This is a genomic window from Cardiobacterium valvarum (genome assembly GCF_900460955.1).
In the GTDB taxonomy this organism is placed as follows: domain Bacteria; phylum Pseudomonadota; class Gammaproteobacteria; order Cardiobacteriales; family Cardiobacteriaceae; genus Cardiobacterium; species Cardiobacterium valvarum.
This window is the reverse complement of sequence record NZ_UFUW01000001.1, coordinates 173,362-193,313: the sequence shown is the minus strand read 5'-3', so window position 1 is coordinate 193,313 and position 19,952 is coordinate 173,362. Positions and strand designations below refer to the sequence as shown.

The 19,952-nt window shown below is 55.7% G+C and carries 22 protein-coding genes and 4 tRNA genes; 12 read left to right on the top strand and 14 right to left on the bottom strand.

The window, feature by feature from the left end; translation table 11 throughout:
- Positions 1-10: 10 nt before the first annotated feature.
- The 8 genes from nusG to DY250_RS00960 all read right to left on the bottom strand — a co-directional run bounded on the left by nusG (position 11) and on the right by DY250_RS00960 (position 3,476).
- Complete coding sequence (gene nusG / locus DY250_RS00995) at positions 11-547, bottom strand: transcription termination/antitermination protein NusG (RefSeq protein WP_115610523.1); 537 nt, start codon at positions 545-547, stop codon at positions 11-13.
- Positions 547-930, bottom strand: coding sequence for a preprotein translocase subunit SecE (secE, locus tag DY250_RS00990; RefSeq protein WP_006984594.1), 384 nt, complete (start codon positions 928-930; stop codon positions 547-549). The genes nusG and secE overlap by 1 nt, the downstream gene beginning before the upstream one ends.
- Positions 931-944: 14 nt before the next feature.
- A tRNA-Trp gene (locus tag DY250_RS00985) sits at positions 945-1,020 on the bottom strand.
- A 75-nt stretch (positions 1,021-1,095) separates the two neighbouring features.
- Entirely contained in the window at positions 1,096-2,286 is a 1,191-nt protein-coding gene (gene tuf, locus DY250_RS00980) for an elongation factor Tu (protein ID WP_006984582.1), read from the bottom strand.
- A 39-nt stretch (positions 2,287-2,325) separates the two neighbouring features.
- Positions 2,326-2,401 (bottom strand) — tRNA-Thr (locus DY250_RS00975).
- Positions 2,402-2,414: 13 nt separating this feature from the next.
- A tRNA-Gly gene (locus tag DY250_RS00970) sits at positions 2,415-2,488 on the bottom strand.
- Between the two features lie 8 nt (positions 2,489-2,496).
- Positions 2,497-2,581, bottom strand: a tRNA-Tyr gene (locus tag DY250_RS00965).
- Between the two features lie 100 nt (positions 2,582-2,681).
- Complete coding sequence (locus DY250_RS00960) at positions 2,682-3,476, bottom strand: symmetrical bis(5'-nucleosyl)-tetraphosphatase (protein WP_115610522.1); 795 nt, start codon at positions 3,474-3,476, stop codon at positions 2,682-2,684.
- Positions 3,477-3,528: 52 nt separating this feature from the next.
- Between DY250_RS00960 and DY250_RS00955 the strand changes: the two genes are divergently transcribed.
- The 4 genes from DY250_RS00955 (at position 3,529) to DY250_RS00940 (ending at position 6,798) form a co-directional block, all read left to right on the top strand.
- Entirely contained in the window at positions 3,529-4,812 is a 1,284-nt protein-coding gene (locus DY250_RS00955) for a 3-deoxy-D-manno-octulosonic acid transferase (protein WP_115610521.1), read from the top strand.
- 49 nt (positions 4,813-4,861) lie between these two features.
- Entirely contained in the window at positions 4,862-5,314 is a 453-nt protein-coding gene (locus DY250_RS00950; protein ID WP_115610520.1) for a copper resistance protein NlpE N-terminal domain-containing protein, read from the top strand.
- 146 nt (positions 5,315-5,460) lie between these two features.
- Positions 5,461-5,979, top strand: a complete 519-nt coding sequence (locus DY250_RS00945) for a DUF2271 domain-containing protein (protein ID WP_115610519.1) — start codon at positions 5,461-5,463, stop codon at positions 5,977-5,979.
- A gap of 15 nt (positions 5,980-5,994) precedes the next feature.
- On the top strand, positions 5,995-6,798 hold the full coding sequence (locus tag DY250_RS00940) for a DUF4198 domain-containing protein (RefSeq protein ID WP_115610518.1): 804 nt from the start codon (positions 5,995-5,997) through the stop codon (positions 6,796-6,798).
- Positions 6,799-7,026: 228 nt separating this feature from the next.
- Here DY250_RS00940 and DY250_RS00930 read toward each other — a convergent pair whose 3' ends face one another.
- From DY250_RS00930 to DY250_RS00905, 6 genes are all read right to left on the bottom strand, one after another.
- Positions 7,027-8,610 carry a carbon starvation CstA family protein gene (locus DY250_RS00930; protein ID WP_006985198.1) on the bottom strand — a complete coding sequence of 528 codons (1,584 nt, stop codon included), beginning with the start codon at positions 8,608-8,610 and terminating at the stop codon, positions 7,027-7,029.
- Positions 8,611-8,649: 39 nt separating this feature from the next.
- Positions 8,650-8,865: a DUF5363 domain-containing protein gene (locus tag DY250_RS00925; RefSeq protein WP_006985197.1), complete on the bottom strand. Its 216-nt coding sequence runs from the start codon at positions 8,863-8,865 to the stop codon at positions 8,650-8,652.
- Positions 8,866-9,022: 157 nt separating this feature from the next.
- Entirely contained in the window at positions 9,023-9,493 is a 471-nt protein-coding gene (locus DY250_RS00920; RefSeq protein WP_006985196.1) for an Lrp/AsnC family transcriptional regulator, read from the bottom strand.
- Between the two features lie 88 nt (positions 9,494-9,581).
- Positions 9,582-11,105 (bottom strand): YfcC family protein, encoded by a 1,524-nt coding sequence (locus tag DY250_RS00915; protein WP_115610516.1) that lies wholly within the window; start codon positions 11,103-11,105, stop codon positions 9,582-9,584.
- A 69-nt stretch (positions 11,106-11,174) separates the two neighbouring features.
- The gene (gene arcC, locus DY250_RS00910; protein ID WP_115610515.1) at positions 11,175-12,104 is read right to left on the bottom strand and encodes a carbamate kinase; all 930 of its coding nucleotides are present in this window, start codon (positions 12,102-12,104) and stop codon (positions 11,175-11,177) included.
- A 9-nt stretch (positions 12,105-12,113) separates the two neighbouring features.
- The gene (locus DY250_RS00905; protein ID WP_115610514.1) at positions 12,114-13,118 is read right to left on the bottom strand and encodes an ornithine carbamoyltransferase; all 1,005 of its coding nucleotides are present in this window, start codon (positions 13,116-13,118) and stop codon (positions 12,114-12,116) included.
- A 341-nt stretch (positions 13,119-13,459) separates the two neighbouring features.
- Here DY250_RS00905 and ccmC point away from each other — a divergent pair, with 341 nt between their 5' ends.
- From ccmC to DY250_RS00865, 8 genes are all read left to right on the top strand, one after another.
- Entirely contained in the window at positions 13,460-14,191 is a 732-nt protein-coding gene (gene ccmC, locus DY250_RS00900; RefSeq protein WP_245950985.1) for a heme ABC transporter permease CcmC, read from the top strand.
- 1 nt (position 14,192) lies between these two features.
- Entirely contained in the window at positions 14,193-14,369 is a 177-nt protein-coding gene (ccmD, locus tag DY250_RS00895; protein ID WP_115610512.1) for a heme exporter protein CcmD, read from the top strand.
- A complete protein-coding gene (gene ccmE, locus DY250_RS00890; RefSeq protein ID WP_006985189.1) occupies positions 14,356-14,814 on the top strand; it encodes a cytochrome c maturation protein CcmE in 459 nt (152 codons plus the stop codon). Before ccmD ends, ccmE begins: the two co-directional genes overlap by 14 nt.
- A complete protein-coding gene (locus tag DY250_RS00885) occupies positions 14,811-16,718 on the top strand; it encodes a heme lyase CcmF/NrfE family subunit (protein ID WP_115610511.1) in 1,908 nt (635 codons plus the stop codon). The genes ccmE and DY250_RS00885 overlap by 4 nt, the downstream gene beginning before the upstream one ends.
- A gap of 279 nt (positions 16,719-16,997) precedes the next feature.
- On the top strand, positions 16,998-17,525 hold the full coding sequence (locus DY250_RS00880; protein ID WP_115610510.1) for a DsbE family thiol:disulfide interchange protein: 528 nt from the start codon (positions 16,998-17,000) through the stop codon (positions 17,523-17,525).
- A gap of 19 nt (positions 17,526-17,544) precedes the next feature.
- The gene (locus DY250_RS00875) at positions 17,545-18,213 is read left to right on the top strand and encodes a tetratricopeptide repeat protein (RefSeq protein WP_115610509.1); all 669 of its coding nucleotides are present in this window, start codon (positions 17,545-17,547) and stop codon (positions 18,211-18,213) included.
- Entirely contained in the window at positions 18,210-19,472 is a 1,263-nt protein-coding gene (locus DY250_RS00870; protein ID WP_115610508.1) for a tetratricopeptide repeat protein, read from the top strand. The genes DY250_RS00875 and DY250_RS00870 overlap by 4 nt, the downstream gene beginning before the upstream one ends.
- On the top strand, positions 19,469-19,924 hold the full coding sequence (locus tag DY250_RS00865; RefSeq protein ID WP_115610507.1) for a cytochrome c-type biogenesis protein: 456 nt from the start codon (positions 19,469-19,471) through the stop codon (positions 19,922-19,924). The genes DY250_RS00870 and DY250_RS00865 overlap by 4 nt, the downstream gene beginning before the upstream one ends.
- The last annotated feature ends 28 nt before the right edge of the window (positions 19,925-19,952 follow it).

The window sequence follows — 19,952 nt, the reverse complement described above, 5'->3', positions numbered from 1 at the left end:
CTCCCCTAATTTATAGGTCTTTCTCCACCTGATGGAACTCAAGTTCTACCGGCGTAGGACGACCAAAGATAAGCACAGAAACTTTCAGTCTGCTTTTTTCATACATAACTTCTTCAACTGTGCCAGTAAACTCGGCAAACGGTCCTTCTACAATGCGAACCTCTTCACCAATCTCAAACAATGTTTTTGGACGAGGTTTTTCAACGCCTTCTTCAATACGCTGCAGAATAGCAGCAGCCTCATGCTGAGAAATAGGCGCTGGCTTCTCTGCTGTTCCGCCCACGAAACCCGAAACACGAGGAATACTACGCACGACATGCCATGTCACATCATTCATTTCCATTTCTACCAATACGTAGTTAGGAAAAAATTTGCGTTGCGAACTACGTTTTTTCCCATCCTTAATTTCAACTACTTCCTCTGAAGGGATCAGAATACGACCAAAATATTCTTGCAATTCCTCACGTTCAATGCGCTCTTCTAAAGCACGCTTAACTTGCTGTTCAAACTGAGAATACGTCTGTAACACATACCATTGCATGGACATTAGAGCAGGGCCTCAACTATTTTCACCAAAATCCAATCAAAGATACTGAGAATAATGGCAAATAAGGCAACCAAGGCCAAAACCACTAAAGTGCTTTTTGTAGCCTCTTCTTTAGTTGGCCACCGTACTTTTCGCATTTCTATTCGTGCACCACGGAATAATGCCAGCAAATAATAACGATGACTAGTCGGCCATAAGGCCAATACTGATATAAGGAGAGAGATTATTGCAATGCCAAAGCGGGAATAGCCGGATAACCCGGATAAAAAGGAACTATTGGAACCTGCACAATAAAAGCCACCTAAAAATAAAATTACGGCTAACGCCGTAAAAAAAGAATCAAGAGGCTTTTTCTGTTGCTCTACTGAACCTTGTTGCATCATCTTCCCTCTAAAAATGGCAGGCGAGGAGGGATTCGAACCCCCAACCGACGGTTTTGGAAACCGCAACTCTGCCAATTGAGCTACTCGCCTATCTATATAGTTAAAAAGGTGGTGATTACACACCACCCTTTAAGTATCTTACAAGATACGTTAATCTTTATATCTTTACTCAACAATTTTAGAGACGACACCCGCACCTACTGTACGGCCACCTTCACGAATTGCAAATCGCAACCCTTCGTCCATTGCAATCGGTGAAATCAAGTGCACATTCATCTTGATGTTATCCCCCGGCATGACCATTTCCACACCTTCAGGAAGAATGCATTCACCGGTTACATCCGTAGTACGGAAGTAAAACTGCGGACGATAGCCTTTGAAGAATGGGGTATGACGTCCACCTTCATCTTTAGACAGAATATACACTTCCGCCTCAAATTTGGTGTGGGGGGTAATTGTACCCGGCTTGGCCAACACTTGACCACGCTCAACTTCTTCACGTTTGGTGCCACGCAGCAATACACCTACGTTATCACCCGCTTCACCTTGATCCAGCAATTTACGGAACATTTCAACACCGGTACAGGTGGTTTTTGCCGTTGGACGAATACCGACTATTTCGATTTCTTCACCAACTTTGATAACACCACGTTCAATACGTCCGGTTACAACCGTACCACGGCCAGATATAGAGAACACATCTTCGATCGGCATCAGGAACGGTTTGTCGATATCACGCTGCGGCTCAGGTATGTAGCTATCCAACGCATCTACCAGCTTGATAATGGAAGGAACACCAATATCGGATTGATCACCTTCTAGTGCTTTCAAGGCTGAACCGATAATAATCGGGGTATCATCACCCGGGAAGTCGTATTCGCTTAGCAAATCACGCACTTCCATTTCTACCAGTTCCAGCAACTCGGCATCATCAACCATGTCTGCCTTGTTCAGATAAACAACGATGTAAGGAACACCTACTTGACGGGACAGCAGAATATGTTCACGCGTTTGCGGCATAGGACCATCCGCAGCGGAACACACCAAAATAGCGCCATCCATTTGCGCCGCGCCGGTAATCATGTTTTTAACGTAGTCGGCGTGCCCTGGGCAGTCTACGTGCGCATAGTGGCGATTCGGTGATTCGTATTCTACGTGCGCAGTTGAGATGGTAATACCGCGAGCACGCTCTTCTGGCGCACCATCAATTTGGTCATACGCTTTAAAGGTACCACCGAAGCGCTCTGCACCAACTTTGGTCAAAGCTGCAGTCAGCGTAGTCTTGCCATGGTCAACGTGACCAATCGTGCCCACGTTAACGTGCGGCTTGGTTCGGGTAAATTTCTCTTTTGACATCTCAATCCGCCCAAAGGTTTAAAAATTCGGAAAATAGAATGGAGCCCATAACCGGATTTGAACCGGTGACCTCTTCCTTACCAAGGAAGTGCTCTACCTACTGAGCTATATGGACTTAACTTTGACACTGGAGCGGGTGATGGGAATCGAACCCACACCATCAGCTTGGAAGGCTGAGGTTCTACCATTGAACTACACCCGCAAGTTAAATGGTGGAGGGGGTAGGATTCGAACCTACGAAGGCTGAGCCGGCAGATTTACAGTCTGCTCCCGTTGACCGCTTGGGTACCCCTCCGGGAAAGTGGGGGCGCATTATATACATCGACAAAAGAACGTCAAGCGCCGAATGTCCTTATTTCAGCAAAAATTTTCTAACCACATCGATTACAAACAGATTATTTCGCCTTAATGGCCGCTGCCAAGCAGCGCTGCAACACATCATAAGCAGCTAATTGCCCGCCCCAGGCATAACCACCATCAAGGCAAACTGCTTGCCCTTCCGTATGCAAACCCAGACTCGCCCAATGACCAAACAGCTGCAACCAGTCACACTGCTGCGGCATGCTGAACCACGGCAACAGGCCCTCTGTTTTCTTCGGCTGGTCTTTCGCACGAAAATTCAGACTGCCGTCCGTATTGAGATAACGCATCCGGCAAAATGCATTCACTGCAAAACGCCAATAATCCATCCCCTGCAAACCCGCCGACCACCGATCCGGTTTATCACCGAAAATCTCGCGCAGAAATTCACGATACCCATCCCCACGCAACTGTGCGGAAACCGCATCACTGGCAGCTTGCCCCTCTTCAACTGACCACTGCGGGAACAGTCCTGCATGCGACATCAACAGCTGCAAACGCGGTTCAACGTGCAGCAGCGGAAACTGGCGCAGACCATCAATCAAGCCCTCACCATCCTCGGCGCGCAACACATCCAGCGTGGACCGCTGCATCCGGCTCCCCGGAAACTGCTGTGCCTGTACCAGCATAGAAAAATCATGATTTCCCAGCACCACCCGTTTCAACCGCAGACCATGCACAAAACGCAGTACCCCGGCCGAATCCGGGCCGCGATTTACTAAATCGCCGACGAACCACAACTCATCACCATCGCCATAACCCACCTTATCCAACAGCCGCAGCAGCCCATCCAAATGCCCATGCACATCGCCAATCGCAAAAATCGCCATACTGTGTCCCTATAATAATAGACAGCCATAAAACGCCTATTTTACTGCACCCATGAACACCCTCTACAACCTGCTACTGCACCTGCTCACTCCCTTTGCCCTGCTTCGCCTCTACTACAAATCGCGGCAAAACCCCGCCTACCGCCAACACATCCAGGAACGCTTCGCCCGCCTCCTGCCCCCTGCCCTGCCGAACAGTCTGTGGGTACACACCGTCAGCGTTGGCGAATTCCTCGCCATCCGCCCACTGCTGGACGCCCTGCTCGCCGCTCACCCCGACCACAATCTCTGGCTTACCTGCACCACCCCGACCGGCCGCGCACAAATCGCCCAATACCACACCCAACACCCTGACCGTACCGCTTACAGCTACCTACCCTACGACACCAGCACCAACATCCGCCGCACCCTTGACCACATCCACCCGCACCTCATCATCCTCATGGAAACTGAAATCTGGCCGAACCTCATCCGCCTCGCTGCCAAGCGGGGCGTGCCCGTCCAACTCAGCAACGCCCGCCTGTCTGCCAAATCCCTGCGCAGTTACTACCGCTACGCCCGCTATCTCATGCGCGAACCGCTCACCACTCTGCGCATTGACGCCCAAACCCGCTTTGATGCCCGCCGCTACCGCGTCCTTGGCGTCCCTGCAGCACACATCACTATCACCCCCAACCTCAAATACCAGACGCCCGCCACCCTGCCCTTGCCTGCCGACATCGCCGCTGCCCGCACCCCGGACACCTGGATTGCCGCCAGCACCCATGAAGGCGAAGAACAAACCATCATCGCTACCCACTGCCTGCTACAACAACACCTGCCGCACGCCCGCCTCATCATCGCCCCGCGCCACCCCGAACGCCGCGACACCATCGCCCAACACATCCGCGACGCTGGCTACACCCCCCGCCTGCGCAGCCAGGGCGAAACACCACGCGACAGCCGCGACATCTACCTCCTCGACACCCTCGGCGAACTCAAACACTACTACCGCATCAGCGACCTTGCCTACATCGGTGGTAGCCTCATTCCGCACGGCGGCCACAACCCGCTCGAAGCCCTGCATGCCGGCATTCCCGTTACTTTCGGGCGCAGCATGTACAACTTCCAGCACATCCGCGATGCCCTCATCCACCATCCTTTTGCGCGTGAACTCGCCGACAACCGTCCAGAAACCCTTGCCGCCGCGCTGCTTGCCCTGCACGACACCCCGCACAAAGACGCCATCCGCGCCTACATGGCGCCTTACCACAACATCGTTGCTGCCCACCAACAACACATTGATGCCCTGCTCAATGAACAAAAAGCAACAACCATAAACATTGCCCAAACCTGAACAGCGGGCTACATTACGCGTTACCCAATCCACAACATACGGAGAACCCATGAAAAAACTGACCCCAGCCGGCCTCGCCCTGGCCATCTTCCTCGGCGGTTGTACCACCTTGGGCCTGGGCGGCGGTAGCAACAACCCGCCACCGGCTGACAACAGCGGCCAAACCGCCCAACAACAACCCCAAGCTGCCAACAATGCCGCCTTCCTCGGCACCTACAACGGCGTTCTGCCCTGCGCCGACTGCGACGGCCTGCAAGTCAGCCTGACCCTGACCGGCGGCAACTACACCATCCAGTCCACCAAACTTGGCAAAAAACAAGAAAACAAACAGGACAGCGGCGTGTACCGCACCACCACCGACAAACAATACTTGCAACTCGACAACAACGCGGGCAACCTCACCTTCCAGATTGGCAACGGCTACCTCGAATTACGCCGCCCGGACGGCGAAAAACTCGACCCGTCCCAGCCGGATGAAAAATTCCGCCTCAAACGCCAATAAAACACACGAAGCCGGTCACACGACCGGCTTTTTTAACATCCAAATTCCATAATCACCCTGCCTGACGCCGTACCTAAAAAATATCTATATTGCGAACAATTACTATCCATACTACTATCACCCACCCCAACAACACAGGAACCCTCATGAAAAAACACCTCCTCAGCACCGCCCTGCTCCTCACCATTCCGGCCAGCGCGCTCAACCTCAGCCTTGATATCACCATACCCGATATCAAAAGCAGCGAATACCACCGCCCCTACGTTGCCGTGTGGGTAGAAGACAGCGAAGGCAAACTCGTTGAGCACCTCAGCCTGTGGTACTTCATCAAAGGCAAAGCGGACAACCCGCAAGAAGGCCTGAAATACCTCAAAGAACTGCGCAACTGGTGGCGCAAAGGCGGGCGCAGCCTGAAACCATTGCCCGATGCCATCACCGGTGCGACACGCAAGCCTGGCAAACACACCATTGAAATCAAGGCAGACGACTCGCGCCTTGCCAAACTCAAAGACGGCAGCTACACCCTGAAAGTTGAGGCCACACGAGAAGAAGGCGGCACTGAAAACGTCGCCATCCCTTTCACCCTGCCCATCAAAGACAAAACCGAAGCCAGTGCCGCCGGCAAAAGCGAACTGGGCGACATCCACCTGACCCTCACCCCGTAACTACAAGGACACACCATGCAACGCCAACATATCGCAGTCCTCTGCACCCTGCTGCTCGCCGAAGCCGCCCTTGCCCACAACGTCTGGATACGCCCCAGCTCAACCCAGCTATCCGGTGACAAAGACTACATCACTATTGACGGCGGCGGCGCCGACTTCCCCTTCGACGTCAACCACCGTGGCCGCCCGGCCGACGGCCTGCACGCCTACGACCCCAGCGGTAAAGAAATCGAAAAAGAAAACTTGATGGCCGGCAAACTGCGCACCAGCTACGACGCCCTGCTGAACCAGCAAGGCACCTACCGCTTCACCGACAACCTTGAATACATCCAGTTCAACTACCCGAATGACAAAGGTGAAAACACACGCTGGCGCGGCAGCCCGGAAAAATACCAGCAAAAAAACCCGATGGCGGACAAAAAACGGGAAAAATACAAACAGCTCACCATGAAAATCGAAACCTTTGCGACCTTGGGCGAGCCGACGGATACCACCGTCAAACCCGACGCCAAAGGACTGGACTTCGAATACCTCACTCATCCGAACGAACTCTACGCGGGCGAGACAGCCAAAATCCGCGTCCTCTACGACGGAAAACCACTGCCTGACACGCGCGTCCGCCTCGCCAAAGACGGCCTGCGCTACCGCACCCACGACTTCATCGAACTCAAAAGCGACAAGGACGGCAACCTCAATATTGACTGGCCGGGCCCAGGCATGTACTGGATTTCCGTCGAACACGAAGTGCCAAGCACACTCGTCAAAGATGCGCCGCACACATACGAATACGTCGCCGGCCTCGAAGTCCTGCCGCTCTGAGCTCATCGCCACAAGTCTCCACAGCCACCCTTCGGGGTGGCTTTCATTTATCCCGTCTGACACGGAGCCGGTATTTACGCCGCTTGACGAAGCCAGTAACTACGCCGCTTGGCAGGCCCAGTGTTCACGCCGCTTGGTACCACCCTGTCAAATACCTGCCGCCCATCCATCCACCACCGGGCACAAAAAACGGCGCCGCAGCGCCGTTTGCTCTTGCAGGAGCAAGGATCAGTCATCCAGTACCGGTGCCATACCGCCAACGGCTTTGGCATGATCCGGTTTGAAGGCGATGAAGAACAGCACGGTGAAGACTGCTGCAACGATTACGCCGCTGGTCATGGCTGCCTGCCACAGGCGTACCGGTTCACCGAGACCCACTTTCGCCCAGATCCAGCCGAAACCGATCTTCTGGTCGAAGAAGAGGTAGCAGGCGCAAATTTGCGTCATGAAAACCGCCGGGATAGTACACACCCAGTGGAATTTGCCGTGGCGGTAGAGATAGGCCGCTGCCGTCCACAGCATAATAGTTGCCGTCGTTTGGTTCGCCCAGCTGAAATAACGCCACAGCACGCTGAAATCGATTCTAGTCAGGATGATGCCAAGCACAAAAAGCGGCACGGTAATCATCAGGCGTTTAACCAGGTTGCGCTGATCCGCGTCCAGACCGTAGCTGTTCAAGAATTCGGCAATTTGCAGACGGGCAGCACGGAAGGCAGTGTCGCCGGAGGTAATCGGCAGTACAACGACGCCGAGCACGGCGAGGATGCCGCCGAAGGTGCCAAGCATGCCCATCGCCGCATCATAGACAACTTTGGACGGCGTGCCGGTTCTGATGGTCTCTTGCAGTACCTGCACATCGGGGTAGAAGCTGATACCGACCATGCACCAAATGAGCGCAATTACGCCTTCGGTGATCATCGCGCCGTAGAAAATGAAGCGGGCTTCGCGTTCATTTTCCGTACAGCGTGCCATCATCGGCGTTTGCGTGGCGTGGAAGCCGGAAATTGCACCGCAGGTGATGGTGACGAAGATGAGCGGCCAGATGGGCAGCACATTGCCACCTTTCGGCTGGAAGTTGGTGAATAAATCGCTGAGGGAAACGCCGTTTTGCAGGCCAACCGTCTGGAAGAGCGGGATGCCCTCAAAGAGCAGGCCGAAGAGCATACCAGCGGTCATGAACATCAGCAGCGCGCCAAAGAGCGGATAAATGCGGCCGATGATTTTATCAATGGGCAGCAGGGTTGCGATGATGTAGTACACAAAAATGATGCAAACCCAAGTCAGCGCCAGATTGTCGTGCAGCGGATTGCCTTTCATCACCGCCTCACCACTGCGTCCCAGTACCTGTTCGGTGAGGCTGGTGAGGAGACCAGCGGGACTGGTGACGAAAACGACACCGACCAGCACCAGCAGGATAAGGGCGATAAAGTTGATAATGTGCTTCATCGGCGCGCCGATATAACGTCCGGCCATGGTCGGGATGGAGGCGCCGCCGTTACGGATGGAGATTATGCCGCAGAAATAATCATGCACGGCGCCGGCAAAGACGCAGCCGACAACGATCCACAGCATGGCGACCGGGCCATAGAGCGCGCCGAGAATGGGCCCAAAAATCGGCCCGGTGCCGGCGATATTGAGCACCTGGATCAACCACACTTTCAGGCGCGACATTGGCACATAGTCCACGCCGTCGCCCATAGCGTAGGCGGGTGTTTGTCGTTGCGGCTTGATGACGAAGATTTTCTCCATCAGCGTGCCATAGATGAAGTAACCCGCCACCAGCAGGGCTACGCAGAAAAAGAAAAGAACCATAAAGACTCCTGACTAAAAGACAAAAAAATGACACTGCGCCTACAACTCGCACGAATCCTGCTGATTCGCGGCGGCATGACGCGCCGTCTCGTCATTGTGCTTTTGCAACCCGTCCGGCCATTGCAGCGGAGGATCTTCCTTCACCAGTGGCACACAACGCCGACATGCGCCGGGCTGGGACAAGCCCGCTTCGTCGCAGAACTCGGTGTATTTGCGCCACAACCATTTGAACAGGTTTTCACCTTCTTTTCTCATGGATGATTACCTCGGTGTGAATTCACGCGTATTATACTTTGCCCTCTTTATGGCGGACAGCTACTGCACACACAAAAAACTAATAATAGACAGACTTTTTACTAAACAAAAATGGAGCGCCTCACCGCCCCACTTTTGCACAAAAAAAACACATGATTCAGAGCGGTAACTCAGTGGAATCTTTGATGGTTTGCAAAACAATTTCAGATTTAACGTTTTTGACGCCGGTTTCTTTATTCAAATATTTAGTCTTGATGCGGTGAAATTCATCCAGATCGGCAGCACGAATTTTAACGACAAAATCATAATCCCCTGCCATTAAATGACATTCCACAATATTTGGCACCAGCTTCATCTCAAAGATAAAGCGCTCACGTTTGCTGTTATCTTCTTCAATAAATGAACCGAAGACATAAGCGGATAACGGACAATGCAATTTTTGTGGATTAAGAATGGCCGTGTAATGGTCAATAATTTCATTCTCTTCAAGAATATTGACCCGCCGTAAACAGGCAGAATTGGACAAGCCGATTTCCTGCGCCAATTCATTATTATGCAGACGGCCATTCTTTTGCAAGGCACGCAGAATCCGGATATCGATATTGTCCAGCAGCTTTTCTTTCGGCATCAGGTAATCCTTGGATGATGGGCGTTATCCGGTAATGATACGGCATTTATAAAAAAAAGGCCGCCCGAATGGCGGCCTGTTGCAGCGGTTAGTGACTGTACATTGACACCTGGATGATCAGGAGCGTTGCGCCTATCACCAGCAGCGCGCCAATCATCGGCATGACGAATTTCACCCACTTGTTGAAGGGGATATTGAGCATTTGCAGCGTAACCAGCACCAGCCCCGTCGGTGCGAGGAAGAGCATGGCATACTGCCCCCAGTTGTAGGCGGAAACCACGATGAAGCGCGGGATGCCGACTGCGTCGGCGAGCGGCGCCATAATCGGCATGGCAAGCACGGCGAGGCCGGAGGAAGAAGGCACAACCAGGCCGAGGAAGATGAAGACCACGAGCTGGCCGAGGATAAACAGGCTGGGCGGCATACCGCTGACCAGTTGTGAGGTATAGTCCAGAATCGTGTCGGAAATCATGCCCTGTTCCAGCACCAGGTTGACGCCGCGCGCAAGGCCGATAATCAGTGACACCCCGACCAGTTCGGATGCGCCATGCGTGAAAGAATCAACGATTTCTTTCTCTTTCAGGCCGGAGATGAACATAATGATGATGGTAATGGTCAGGAAAGAAGCGGCCATTTGCGGGAACCACCAGCCGCCGGCCATAACCCCCCACACCATAATCGGGAAGGCGATACAGAACAGGGCAAGAATCAATTTGCGGCGCACGGTGAATTCGACCACGGCATTCGGGTCAAACCCTTTCATATACTGTTCGCGGAAACTTTCCCGGTCTTCATAGGTATAAGAAAAAGCGGGATTGGCCTTAATCTTTCTCGCATACCAGTAGAGGTAATAGATGACACAGGCGGCACCCAATACCAAACCGACGGCGCGGAATCCTATACCCTCAGTGAAGGGAATACCGGCGGCATTGGAAGCAATCACGACCGAGAAGGGGTTAATGGTCGAGAATGCCGTACCCATGGAAGATGCGAGGAAAATAGCACCGACGCAGATAATCGCATCATAACCGAGGGCAAGGAATACCGGCACCAAAATGGGATAAAACGCTACCGCTTCTTCTTCAATTCCGCAAGTGGTACCGCCTATCACCATCAGCACAGAGACACTGAAGACGATCATGAATTCATTGCCTTTAGTACGCCGCGCGAGTGCCATCAGACCGGAATTGAAAGCACCGGTTTTATTGATAACGCCAATCATGCCGCCGAGGGTAAAAATGAATACCATAATATCGGCAGCTTCAATCGTACCGTGAATCATGCTTTCCGCAATATCACCAATGCCTTTTGGATTCTGCTGCACCCGTTGATAAGTCCCCGGAATGGCGATCGGTTTTTTAATCGTACCTTCGGTGAAGTTATTCAGGTCTATTTTGATATTGAGCTGATCCAGCGTCTCCTTGGTAGCAGGATACGTTTTATCATCCTGCTGATACGTCTTGACCACAAATTGATTATTGATGCCATCATAAGTTAATTTAGAATAAGAACCGGATGGCACAATCCACGTCAGGCCAACGGCAATAATCAGGATGACGAAGAGAATCGTGAATGCAGAAGGAAAGACAAATTTCTTTTTAGCCGTTTCCATAAATAATTCCTTAGTCTGGGATAATTATGAATGGATGGGGAGATATTCCCCATCCGTCACCAGATTGAATCAATAATAATTGATACCTGTTACATTCGTACTGATACGCGTACCCGCCTTACCTTTGACAATATCGACGATATCGGACAGCGAACCAATAACTGCGTCTTTGCCGCTATATCGGGCGAAATTAATGGCAGCCTGCACTTTCGGTCCCATCGAACCGCTGGCAAAGCCGATTTCTTTAATAGCATCGGGATGCGCACTGGCAATCGCTTTTTGCGTATCCTTGCCCCAATCAATAAAGGCAGCGGAAACATCGGTCGCGATAATAAACAAATCGGCATCAAGATTTTCGGCAAGCAGAGCAGAGCACAAATCTTTATCAATAACGGCTTCTACCCCGTGCAGATTATGCTGCTCATCATAATATGTCGGAATGCCGCCGCCACCGGCGCATATCACAATACTGCCGCGCTCCAATAACCATTTGACCGGGCGGATTTCAAAAATCCGTTTTGGCAAAGGACTGGGAACAACGCGGCGGTATTTATCGCCATCTTGCGCAATGGACCAATTCTTTTCTTTCGCCAGACGTTCGGCTTCTTCCTTGCTATACACAGGGCCGATGGGCTTGGTCGGATTTTTAAAGGCCGGATCGTTCTTGTCGACTTCGACTTGTGACAGAATCGTGGCCAGCGGCACATCAAACGGCACCAGATTGCCCAATTCCTGCTGAATCATATAGCCGATCATGCCGACTGATTCCGCGCCCAGAACATCCAGCGGATAAGTCGGAACTTCAGTATAAGCGGCACCTTGCAGCGCCAGCAGGCCAACTTGCGGGCCGTTGCCGTGCGCAATCACCAACTCATTATTCGGCCAAACTTTGGCAATCTGCTCGCAAGCAATCTTGATATTTTGCCGCTGGTTTTCAAACGTGAGCGGTTCACCACGCCGCAAGAGCGCATTCCCACCCAAAGCAATGACAATTCTCATGACAATTCCTCAGGTCAGGCTGGCATACATGACGGCCTTAATGGTGTGCATACGGTTTTCCGCTTGCTCAAAAGCGATATTCATCGGCGATTCAAAAACATCTTCCGTTACTTCAATACCATTTTTCAGCTCCGGATATTTCTCGGCAATTTCTTTACCCACTTTCGTTTCGCTGTTATGGAATGCCGGCAGGCAGTGCATGAATTTTACCTTTGGATTGCCGCTGCGTTTCATTAATTCCGGAGTGACTTGATATGGCAGGAGAATCTTGATGCGTTCTCCCCAACTTTCCAGCGGTTCGCCCATCGATACCCAAACATCCGTATGAACGTAATCTACATCTTTCAGCGCTTTATCAATATCGTCAGTTACTGTAATACGTGCGCCACTTTCTTTGGCAAAGCCTTCGCACATTTTCACCAGTTTATCTTCCGGCAATAAGGCTTTCGGACCGCAAATACGCACATCCATACCGAGTTTAGCGCCAATCAGCAATAAGGAATTACCCATATTATTGCGGGCATCACCAATATAGACATATTTGATTTCATGCAGCGGTTTGTCGCTGTGTTCAATCATGGTGAGGACATCGGCGAGCATTTGCGTCGGGTGGAATTCATCGGTCAGGCCATTAAAGACCGGTACGCCGGCATATTCAGCCAATTCTTCAACAATTTTTTGGCTGAAACCGCGATATTCGATGGCGTCATACATTCTGCCCAAGACGCGTGCAGTATCTTTCATGCTTTCTTTATGCCCGATTTGCGAAGAACCCGGTCCGATATAGGTCACGTGTGCCCCCTGGTCATGCGCGGCGACTTCAAACGCGCAGCGGGTGCGGGTAGAGGTTTTTTCAAAAATTAGCGCAATATTTTTACCCGTCAGTTTGGGCTGCTCGGTGCCGTCGTATTTCGCCCGTTTCAAATCGCGGGACAAATCGAGCAGGTAGCGAATTTCCCGTTCAGAGTGGTGTACCAGGCTGAGCAGATGACGATTTTTCAGATTAAAGGCCATAGTAATTCTCCTGATTGTTGATGAAATGCGAAAGACGGATGTTGATAAAACCCTCTGTTCTTTCGCGGCGCATCATAGAAAAATGCCTTTAGAATTTTGCGCCTAATTTCATCACCTGTCGCAATAATATTGAAATTTTATGCGATACTAACCCATGGCAGTCGCACAAAGTTTCAACACCAGTGATAAATATACCACAATACTTCACTAACTCACACGTAAAGACACTAAACAACATCGAAGAACATCACAAACACCACCCATATCCACAGTTAGTGTCGCGGCCATTCCCGCATTCCCTCCCTTATAATGCTTTCCGTAAATCCCCATCTCCCATCATCATGAAAAGCACTCTGCATAAACGCCTGCAACACTGGGGCAGTCCTGCCGGTTTTGAGCGCCTGAGCAGGCACATCCTGCCGTGGCTGACGCCGCTTGCCTGGTTACTGCTCACCGTCGGCATCGTCTGGGGTCTCGCCTTCGCGCCACCGGATTACCAGCAAAAAGACAGTTTCCGCATCATTTACCTGCACGTCCCCGCCGCGATGCTCTCCATGAGCATTTATATCTTCCTTGCCGCCGTCTCGCTCATGCATTTCGTCTGGCGCAGCCGCCTTGCCGCCTGGATGGCGCGCGCCGCTGCCCCGTACGGCGCGTTGATAACGGCACTGGCGCTTGCGACCGGCGCGATTTGGGGCAAACCGACCTGGGGGACGTTTTGGACCTGGGACGCCCGCCTCACCTCCGAACTCATCCTGCTCTTCCTCTATCTCGCTTACCTGCTGTTGCAGGCGAGCATTGAGGAACGCGACCAGGCCGACCGTCTTGCTGCCATCCTCGCCATTGTCGGCGTCATCAACATCCCCATCATTCATTATTCGGTGGTGTGGTGGAATTCGCTGCATCAGGGGGCGACGCTCTTTCGCGCCGACGGCCCCAGTATTGACGGCACCATGCTGCGCCCGCTCGTCATCACGCTGCTCGCTTTCTACGCTCTTTTTGCCGACTATCTCATCCGCGCTGTCGGCAACCTGATTCTTGAGCACCGCATCCGCCGCCAACTGGAAACCTGATATGTCCCTCGCCAGCCTCAGTGAATTCCTGCGCATGGGCGCGCACGGCATCTACGTCTGGACCGCCTACGGCCTCACGCTTGCTGCCCTCGTCGCCATTCACGTATTCACCGCGCGCCGCCGCCGCCGCCTGCAACACACCCTTGACACCCTGAAACAACACGATGACTCCCGCTAGAAAAAAACGCCTCACCCTCATCAGCCTCATCTTCGCCACCTTCGCCGCCGCCGTAGCCCTCCTGCTCTACGCCATGCAGAACGATTTGAACCACTACTACTCGCTGGAACAAATCGCCGTTCATGCCGCGCCGCTTGATCAGCCCGGCATCCGTGTCGGCGGCATGGTGGAAGAAAAATCCCTGCAACGCGAGGGCGACAGTCTGACCGTGCACTTCCGCATCACCGATTACCGCCACCCGCCGCTTGACGTGCGCTATACCGGCATCCTGCCCGACCTTTTCCGCGAGAAACAGGGTGTCATCGCGCGCGGCACCTTGCGCGCCGACGGTGAATTTCAGGCGGATGAAATCCTCGCCAAGCACGACGAAAACTATATGCCGCCCGAACTCAAAGCTGATCTGGAACGCAGCGGCTACCAGCACCAAAGCCAGCAACAGCCATGATCATCGCCCTTGGACACTACGCGCTATGGCTGGCCGGTGCGCTCGCCCTCATCCAGGCCGCCATCCCTGCCCTGCTCGCGGACGAACGCCGCGCCTGCGCCATCGCCGTGAGCACAGCCAAAACCCAGGCGGCACTCTTCGCCCTCAGCATCGCCGCCCTCGCCTACGGTTTCCTCGCCAACGATTTCAGCGTGCGCTACATCGCCGCCCACAGCAACAGCCTCCTGCCGTGGTACTACCGTGCGACCGCCGTTTGGGGCGGACACGAAGGCTCACTGCTGCTCTGGATTACCATCCTCGCCTGGTGGGCGGCGGCCTTTGCTGCGAAAAGCCGCGACCTGCCGGACGCCGTGCGCGGCAAAACCCTTGCCATCCTCGGCTACATCAGCGTCGGCTTCACCGGCTTCATTGGCTTCACCTCCAACCCCTTCACCCGCATCCTGCCCGCCCCGTTTGACGGCGCCGACCTCAACCCCTTACTCCAGGACCCCGGCCTCATCCTCCATCCGCCGCTGCTCTACACCGGCTACGTCGGCTTCGCCGTCGCTTACGCCATCATCCTCGCCAACCTCTGGCAAGGCCGCCTTGATACTCTCTCCCTGCGCCGCGCCCGTCCGTGGACACTCGCCGCCTGGGGCGCCCTCACCCTCGGTATCGCGCTGGGCAGCTACTGGGCCTACTACGAACTCGGCTGGGGCGGCTGGTGGTTCTGGGATCCCGTCGAAAACGCCTCGCTCATGCCGTGGCTCATCGGCGCCGCCCTCATCCACAGCCTCATCGTCAGCGAAAAACGCGGCGGCCTGCGCACCTGGACGGCGCTGCTCGCCATCAGCGCCTTCACCCTCAGCCTCATCGGCACCTTCCTTGTCCGCTCCGGCGTCCTCACCTCCGTGCACGCCTTCGCCGCCGACCCGACCAGAGGCGTGTACATTCTCGCCCTCATCATTGCCAACACCCTGCCCGCACTCATCCTCCTCATCCTGCGTGCGCCACAACTCGCAAGCGAAGCCCGCCACGGCCTGCTCGCCCGCGAAACCGGCATCCTCGCCAACAACTGGCTGCTGGCGGGCGCCTGCCTCACCGTCTTCACCGGCACCCTCTATCCGCTCCTGGCCGACACCCTGAACCTTGGCAAAATCTCCGTCGGCGCGCCCTACTACAACCGCCTCATCGTGCCGCTGGCACTCGCCAGCCTCATCTTCCTCGCTGTTGGCCCGCTCCTGCGCTGGCAACGCGACCGCGCCCGCCGCCTCCTCCCGCGCCTTGCCATCATGACGACTGCCGCCGCCATCGCCACCCTCGCCATCTGCCATGCGGCAGATGCCTGGCAATGGCGCACCATCACCGCCGTCGCCTGCGCTACCTTTGCCGCCAGCGCCATCCCGCTCGACTACCTTGACCGCCTGTACCACCGCATCCCTGCCAGCCGCCCCTACCACGGCATGCAACTCGCCCACCTCGGCTACATCGTGCTGGCGCTCGCTATCACCGCCGCCAACCAGTACAGCATCGAAGAAGATCACAGCATCAAAGAGGGCGCGAGCGTGAACATCGCCGACTACCGCCTCACCCTCACCGCGCTCACCGCCGAAGAAGGCCCGAACTACAGCGCGACCGTCGGCAAAATCCTCGTACAAAAAAACGACGGCACACCGCTCACCGTCCTCACCCCCAGCAAACGGCAATACCACACCAGCACCATGCCGATGACCGAAAGCGCGCGCCGCGTGACAGCCACGCACGACCTCTATGTCGCCCTTGGTGAAGCCATAAACACTGACACTTGGGCTATCCGCGTCCAGTACAAACCCTACATCAGCTGGATCTGGATCGGCGGCCTGCTCATGGCGCTCGGTGCCGTGCTGGCGATGGGCGGCAGACGGGCACAGGCGGATACCGCCTGAAAAAGCGCGCGACAGCCCCCGCATGTACGCCGCTTGACGGGGGCGTAGGACGGGCTACAGCCCGCCGAGCAGGCGCAGCCTGCTTTTTTGCGTCTCGGGCAAGCGCGACTGCCAAACAGGGAAACGACGCGCTTTTTTGATTTTGAGACGTTGCAGACAATATCTCTACAAACCCAGCAACCACGCCGCTTGACAGCCGCCATCCCGGAAAAGGGTGCACGGCGGCCTTGAGGCGCATCGTAAAATACGCTGCACATCCCCCCCCTCCATTCCCCATCCATGAAAAAACCCCACATCGCCATCCTCCTCCTCGTCGCTTTTGCCGCCCTGATCGCCCTCTTCGCGAGCGGCCTCGGCCACAATCCACAAGAACTGCCCTCCGTCACCACCGGTCGGGCGCTCCCCGCCTTCGATCTGCCCGCCCTCGACGACAGCCGCCGCTACACCAACGCCGACCTGCCGCAGGACACGCCCTACCTCATCAACATCTGGGGCAGCTGGTGCCCTGCCTGCCGCGTCGAACACCCCTACCTCATCGAACGCTCCGCGCAAATCCCCATCATCGGCGTCAACTGGCCGGCGGATAACAAAAACGAAATCGCCGACGCCACCGCCATGCTGACAACAAGCGGTAACCCCTACCGCCTGAACCTGCGCGACCCGGACGGCAGCCTCATCACCGACCTCGGCGTCTATGGCGCCCCGGAAACCTACCTCATCGGCCGCGACGGCACCATCCGCTACCGCCACGCCGGCCCGCTCACCCCGCAAGACTGGGCAACCCATTTCCAGCCGCTGCTCGACTAAACCGCATTAGGAGACCCCCATGCACAAAACCCTCTGCCTCGCCCTCCTCCTCGCCGCAAGTGCCGCCCATGCCCTGACGGCGGAAGAAAGCCAAACCCTGCGCCAGGCCGCCATCACCGCCGGCAAGCAGGGGGATGACGCCACCGCCTTTGCCCACTGGCAAACCCTCGCAGAAGCAGGCGATGCCGAAGCCCAACTCACCCTGGGCCTTCTCCACTACCAAGGCGACGGCACCGCGCAGGACAGCACCCAAGCGCGCGCATGGCTGGAAAAAGCTGCTGCCCAAAACAACATCACTGCCCAATACATGCTCGGCGTCCTCTACCAGCGCGGCGAAGGCGGCGCGCAAGACCACGCCAAAGCGCGTACGTGGCTGGAAAAAGCTGCCGCGCAAGGCTCACCCGAAGCCCAATACCGCCTTGGCCTCATCTACGAAAGCGGCATAGGTGTCACGCCGGACGACGCCCAAGCCGCCGCTTGGTGGGAAAAAGCCGCCGCCCAGGGCTTTCCCGTAGCTCAATACAACCTCGGCATCTTCTACAACAAAGGCCGGGGCGTACCGCAGAACAGCGCCAAAGCACGCGCCTGGTTCGAAAAAGCCGCCGCACAAACCCGCGACGAAGAAACCCGGCAGGCCGCACAAAAAGCCCTGCAAGACCTCAATAAAAAAGCCGGAAAACAGCCATGAAGATCCTCCTCCCGATCCTCCTTATCGTCTTCCTCATCGCCGGTGTGGCTTACGCCCTGAGCGGCGGCAAAAAAAGAGCCGCTGCCAATATTGCCCGCACCCTGAGCGACAGCGACAAAGCCGCCCTGCTAGCCGTCGCTGCGCAGGCGCATGCACAACAGGACTACGCCGCCTTGCTGGAAAAACTGCGCCCCCTCGCGGGCGCAGGCGATGCCGCCGCGCAATACGCCCTGTTCCTCTGCATCCATCGCGGCGGCAACGGTGTCGCGCAGGACGACGCCCAAGCGCTGGCATGGTTGCAGAAAGCCGCCGCGCAAGGCTTCCCCGAAGCCCAATACAGCCTTGGCGTCTTCTACGAAAAAGGGCACGGCATCCCGCAGGATGATGACCGGGCGCGCGCGTGGTACGAAAAAGCCGCCGCCCAGGGCAATATCGATGCCCAATACAACCTCGGCCTCCTCTATGCCGATGGCCGGGGTGTGGCACAGGACTACGGCAAAGCGCGCGACTGGTGGGAAAAAGCCGCCGCGCAAGACCATGCCGCCGCGCAATACAATCTCGGCCTCCTCTACGACAACGGCGACGGCGTCGCGCAGGACTGCGCCCGGGCCGCCGTCTGGTACGAAAAAGCCGCCGCCCGAGGCGATGCCGCCGCACAATACAACCTCGGCCTCCTCTACGACAACGGCGACGGCGTGCCGCAGGATGATGACAAAGCGCGCGCATGGTGGGAAAAAGCCGCCGCCCAGGAACATGCCGACGCCCAATACAAACTCGGCCTGCTCTACAAAAACGGAGAGGGCGTCGCGCAGGACTACGACAAAGCGCGCGAATGGTGGGAAAAAGCCGCCGCCCGGGGCAGTGCCGCCGCAGCAAACAACCTCGGCATCCTCTACAAAAACGGGCACGGCGTCGCGCAGGATTACGACAAAGCGCGGGCATGGCTGGAACAAGCCGCCGCACAAGGCAACGTCAAAGCGCAACTCAACCTCGGCGTCCTCTACAAAAACGGACAGGGCATCGCGCAGGATTACGGCAAAGCACGCGCGTGGTACGAAAAAGCCGCCGCACAGGGCAATGCCACCGCCCAATACAACCTCGGCAACTTCTACAACGACGGCAGAGGTGTGCCGCAGGACTTCGCCAAAGCGCGCGAATGGTATGAAAAAGCCGCCGCGCAAGAAGACAATGAATTCGCGCAACAAGCCGCGCGGCAAGCCCTGCAAGACCTCAACAAGACCGGCGGCAAAAAACCATGAAGCGCCTCCTTCCCGCCCTCCTCCTCGCCTGCACCCTGCCGCTCCATGCCGCCCTGAGCGACGCACCGGCATTCACCCAGCCGGGCGACAACGCGCGCTACCAGGCACTCATCAAAAAAACCCGCTGCCCCACCTGCCAGAACAGCGACATCGCCGAATCGAACGCGCCGCTCGCCCGCCAGCTGCGCGAACAAATCGCGCGGCAAATCCAGGAAGGCCGCAGCGATAGCGAAATCGCCGCCTGGCTGCAAGCGCGCTACGGCGACTTCGTCACCTACGACCCGCCGCTGAAAAGCCAAACCCTCGCCCTGTGGCTCGCGCCGTTTGCGGCAATGCTCGCCGCTGCCGCCTGGTGGTGGCGCGCGCGCCGCCGCCATCCCGTCGCCCACCGCTTGAGCGACGCTGAAAAACGCGAATTACAGCAATGGGTCGCTGAAACAGAAAAAAACTGACCCGCGCCCAAGCCACCCCAGGAGAACC